The 3,984-nt window shown below is 41.8% G+C and carries 4 protein-coding genes; 2 read left to right on the forward strand and 2 right to left on the reverse strand.

The annotated features are described in order from the left end of the window. The first annotated feature begins 411 nt into the window (after positions 1-411). On the forward strand, positions 412-555 hold the full coding sequence (locus tag NWP22_RS02420) for a hypothetical protein (protein WP_271732867.1): 144 nt from the start codon (positions 412-414) through the stop codon (positions 553-555). A 71-nt stretch (positions 556-626) separates the two neighbouring features. Here the strand turns inward: NWP22_RS02420 and NWP22_RS02425 are convergent, their stop codons facing one another. Beyond that, positions 627-1,454, reverse strand: coding sequence for a tetratricopeptide repeat protein (locus NWP22_RS02425; RefSeq protein WP_271732866.1), 828 nt, complete (start codon positions 1,452-1,454; stop codon positions 627-629). A 379-nt stretch (positions 1,455-1,833) separates the two neighbouring features. Then, a complete protein-coding gene (locus NWP22_RS02430) occupies positions 1,834-3,567 on the reverse strand; it encodes an RNA-binding domain-containing protein (protein WP_271732864.1) in 1,734 nt (577 codons plus the stop codon). Between the two features lie 102 nt (positions 3,568-3,669). Here NWP22_RS02430 and NWP22_RS02435 point away from each other — a divergent pair, with 102 nt between their 5' ends. Next, positions 3,670-3,828 carry a hypothetical protein gene (locus NWP22_RS02435; RefSeq protein ID WP_271732862.1) on the forward strand — a complete coding sequence of 53 codons (159 nt, stop codon included), beginning with the start codon at positions 3,670-3,672 and terminating at the stop codon, positions 3,826-3,828. Positions 3,829-3,984 lie beyond the last annotated feature (156 nt).

Consider the following 3,984-nt stretch of genomic DNA (forward strand, 5'->3'; position numbering starts at 1 on the left):
CCCATCATCTCCACAATAGCGATCGCCCGATTATGTGCCGGTTGAGGTTATACATCCCCGACTTCTGTCCAAAATATTCTCAGGTAGTCACAGAGTTTGATAGTGGTGTCCCCACTCCTACTAGGGAGGGTTTGACCATTCTGGCTCAATCCTACAGACAAAAATAAAGGGGATGTGGTTACAGGTTCTCCCTGGTTTTGTGAAGATTTGTTAAGTAATTGTCTAAAAGACTGCGATCGCTGTAAGATAAAAGCTAATTAGGATTAATGGCAATAGCTTGGATGTAATCAGCCACAGCTAAAGCCCATTTTTTTTGGCTCAAAATGACCCCGATTGTAGATGAAATTTGATTCACTAGTACCATAATCGCCACAGTTTGATACCCTTGTCATCACTCCCACTAGGGAGGGTTTGACCATTCGGGCTGAATCCTACAGAATTAACCCAGTTAAAATACTCAGTCAAAATCAAGCGATCGCCCCCCATCATCTCCACAATAGCGATCGCCCTCCATCATCTCCACAATCCAGAGGCGATCGCCCGATTATTTCGTAATCACAAATATAAGACTTATTTTTTATGGGGGTAATACTTAAGCCTGAAGACAGGATTTTAACCCCTAGCTTTTAGAGTGAGTTTAAAATTCTAATTACTTGTTGATAATCAGCGGTACTACCTTCATCGAGGTATAATTGCGCTGCTCTTAGCAAGTTTTCCCTGGCTTTGTTGATGTCTCCTAGCTGATGGTAAACAAGACCGCGACTATAGTAGGCTTGAGCATAATCAGGATCAATGGTAATGGCTTTGGTGTAAGCCGACAGTGCTAAATCCCATTTTTTTTGGTTATAGTAAACATTACCGCAACCTATGTAAGGATCAGCTAAATCGGGATTAAAGCCAATGATTTTATTATAATCAGCCAGAGCTAAATCCTGTTGTTTCTGGTCATAGTAAAAATTATCGCAACCTATATAAGTATCAGCTAAATCGGGATTAATGCCAATGGCTATGGCAATGGCTTTATTATAATCAGCCAGAGCTAAATCCCATTTTTTTTGGTTATAGTAAACATTACCGCGACTGTAGTAAGCATAAGCATAATCAGGATTTAAGGCAATGGCTTTAGTGAAATAAACCAGAGCTAAATCCCATTTTTTTTGGTCATAGTAAACAAAACCACGATTGATGTAAGTTACAGCTAAATCAGGATTAAGGCGACCTTTAGTGTGAAATTTTTGGAATCTTTGACTCACTATTTCAAGAACTCTTTGGGGTGTCCAAAGAGTTTTGGGGAAAGAGTCAGATTCCCAAGGAATGATCCTCTGATATCTTCCCCGTTTTTCAAATCTAAAGCTGATTTGATTGAGTCTAGTTTGACTCAAAGTAGAAATAGCCATGAGAGTAAATATCAGTATTGATAAGGCTACGACGCTAGTTAATGCTGAAAAGTGCATAAATTTTACCTTTTATGGTCGGGGGATTATTTAACCGGTTACGTAGAAATAGATAAACTTATGACTTATATGTAATTGAAATTGTGCCTTAATTTTTTTAAGTTAAATTATGTACTATGGCATTATGAGAAGTTACTAAAAGCACAAAATAACTCAGTGATACTGAGTGTAAAAGAAATTAAAGTAAAAAACGATAAAAATTAAAAATCAAGTAGGTTGAGGCTTGGTTTTACCTGTTAGTCTTTATACCAGCAAACCTATATATCTGTTCTCAAAGGGGAATGAGTAATCAGTAACAATAGACATATTAATTTTATTTCCGAAAATGCGCTAAAAATACGCAACGCTTATTTTAAAATGCGCGGTGCTTATTTCCGCGCTATGGCAGCACATAATGTGCGCCTCTGCGTTGACCAACTAATTTTAATTGGTTCGCATCAGCTAGTTGACGTAATAAGCGAGTCGCTTGGTCTTTACTAATCCGGCACAATTCCATTGTTTCTTGTCTGGTGATTTTGCCGTGAGTATTGACATAACTGATAACCATTTGTTCTTGCTGTATGGAATCGAAGCCGACCTGTCGGACATAATCAGCTGACTGTCCTAATTCTCGATACACTTGAGGACTTAACGTGTAGGTACGCCCTTTTTTGATACCGTGGGCTTCAACTAAACCCGCCTCAACTAATCTTTCTAAGACACTGCGGGCAATCTGTTCATTACGTTGAATGGCTTGAGCTAGGGTAGTGGTATCTATGCGTCTTTCTTGTCGCAATTGAGCCAAAGCAATGAGAGATTCAACTGGTAGAGGACTTTGTCTGCGGTTTTCTTCTTCAATTACTACCCGCAAAAGTGGTAAATCGGCTTCTCCACCAGGAAGTCGCACAACTACTGAGTATGCGTCACTACGTTGATAGTCGGGTGCGGGTCTTCCGTAGCGCAGTAAGCCTTGGTAAATTAAGTCAACACCGCGTCCAGTACGTTCAGCAAGTCCTATGCGTTTGATAGCATCGGCTAGGAAAGGATTTCTGGGTCTTGGTTCTACAACTAACAAATTATCTAAGGTTACACCTTCAACAAATCCACCAGGGTTACTGATGACAATGCCGTAATCTTCCCAACGAACGTGAACTGCTCCCATTCTGGTATAGTCCCGATGAATTAAGGAATTCACAAAAGCCTCACGAAATGCGCGTCGGTCGTAGTTAGGAACTGGTACGCGAAATAAACCAATTTGAATTTCATCTTCTTCCACACGCACTTCCAACTGTTCCATAATTCGCTCAAATAGTTTCAACATCGGGGTGCGGTAAAAATCATTAACTCGCACTTGAGTTCCTTCTAAAACTTGAAAGGCAACTTCGTGAGTTGGTATAAATTCTCGTAGTGCTGCTTCTCTCCCCAAAATCAGCAATCCCGTAATTGTCGGGATGCGATCTCCATGACGAGAACGTACAAATCCCAAAGCACCATCTAGTTCTTCATCACTCAGAGATAACAGAGTGCGATCGCCACCATATCGTTCAATCAGTTGGCGCAGGCGTTCCCGTTCTAGGGGGTCAAAGTCGGCTGTAGTGGCTCCGTTTACTGGTAAAGATGAGTAATCTAAAGAACCTAAATCTGATTGACGGCTGGCAAATTCATGGGGATAGAAGGGGACGCATTGGGGAGTCCCTTCAGCTTGAAGGCGGCGACGCTGTAAAAGACCATCGGAAGTAGCAACTAGACGCAGAGATTTTGGGACTTCAATTTGAGCAATGGTTTGGCCTTCTTCTTGCAGTGCTGTAACGCGCACACTCACTGGCGGATTGGTGCGGTTAGCAATCATGGCTGCTAGGGTAGATAAGTTTTGATGCTGGGGATGTAAACCAGTCACTTGTCCATTATCTTCAACACCCAGGTAAATTTCACCACCATCGGTATTAGCAAGACAGACTACAGTTTCAATCAGTTCTCGGTCAGGTAGGCGAGAGCGATCGCTTTTAAACTCTACAGTGAGAGATTCTTTGGTTGGAATAGTGCGGATCATGTGAGTTCTTGCCAATATTTCTTGGCTTCCTTCCAGGGTACTATAGCAATCGCCAAGGAGGTTAGGACGCAAAATGCAAGACATCCTCAATGGTATCTCGTAAACAATCAAACTGGTCTGAATAAGGTTCAGTTAAGCCTCAAATTCATGTAAATTAAGCATTGTTCCCAAGAATGGAAATTAACTGTGGTGCATCTGAGAGATTTTTCGTTGGTGTGTCCCGATATACAAAATGGTGACTTGCTCAAAGCAATCGAGATGGCTATTCCAGCAACGGTAATTGAACAAGCGATCGCCCCCCATACTCTCCACAATAGCGATCGCCCTCTATACTCTCCACAATAGCGATCGCTCTCTATCATCTCCACAATAGCGATCGCCCCCCATCATCTCCACAATAGCGATCGCCCGATTATGTGCCGGTTGAGGTTATACATCCCCGACTTCTGTCCAAAATATTCTCAGGTAGTCACAGAGTTTGATAGTGGTGTCCCCACTCCT

This window comes from Anabaenopsis tanganyikae CS-531 (assembly GCF_029891675.1).
Classification (GTDB): domain Bacteria; phylum Cyanobacteriota; class Cyanobacteriia; order Cyanobacteriales; family Nostocaceae; genus Anabaenopsis; species Anabaenopsis arnoldii.

What these genes read in the sequence shown, in the direction of transcription:
- NWP22_RS02430 (WP_271732864.1), bottom strand. Translation starts at nt 3,567, where the DNA reads ATGTCTTGCATTTTGCGTCCTAACCTCCTTGGCGATTGCTATAGTACC.
- NWP22_RS02425 (WP_271732866.1), bottom strand. Translation starts at nt 1,454, where the DNA reads ATGCACTTTTCAGCATTAACTAGCGTCGTAGCCTTATCAATACTGATA.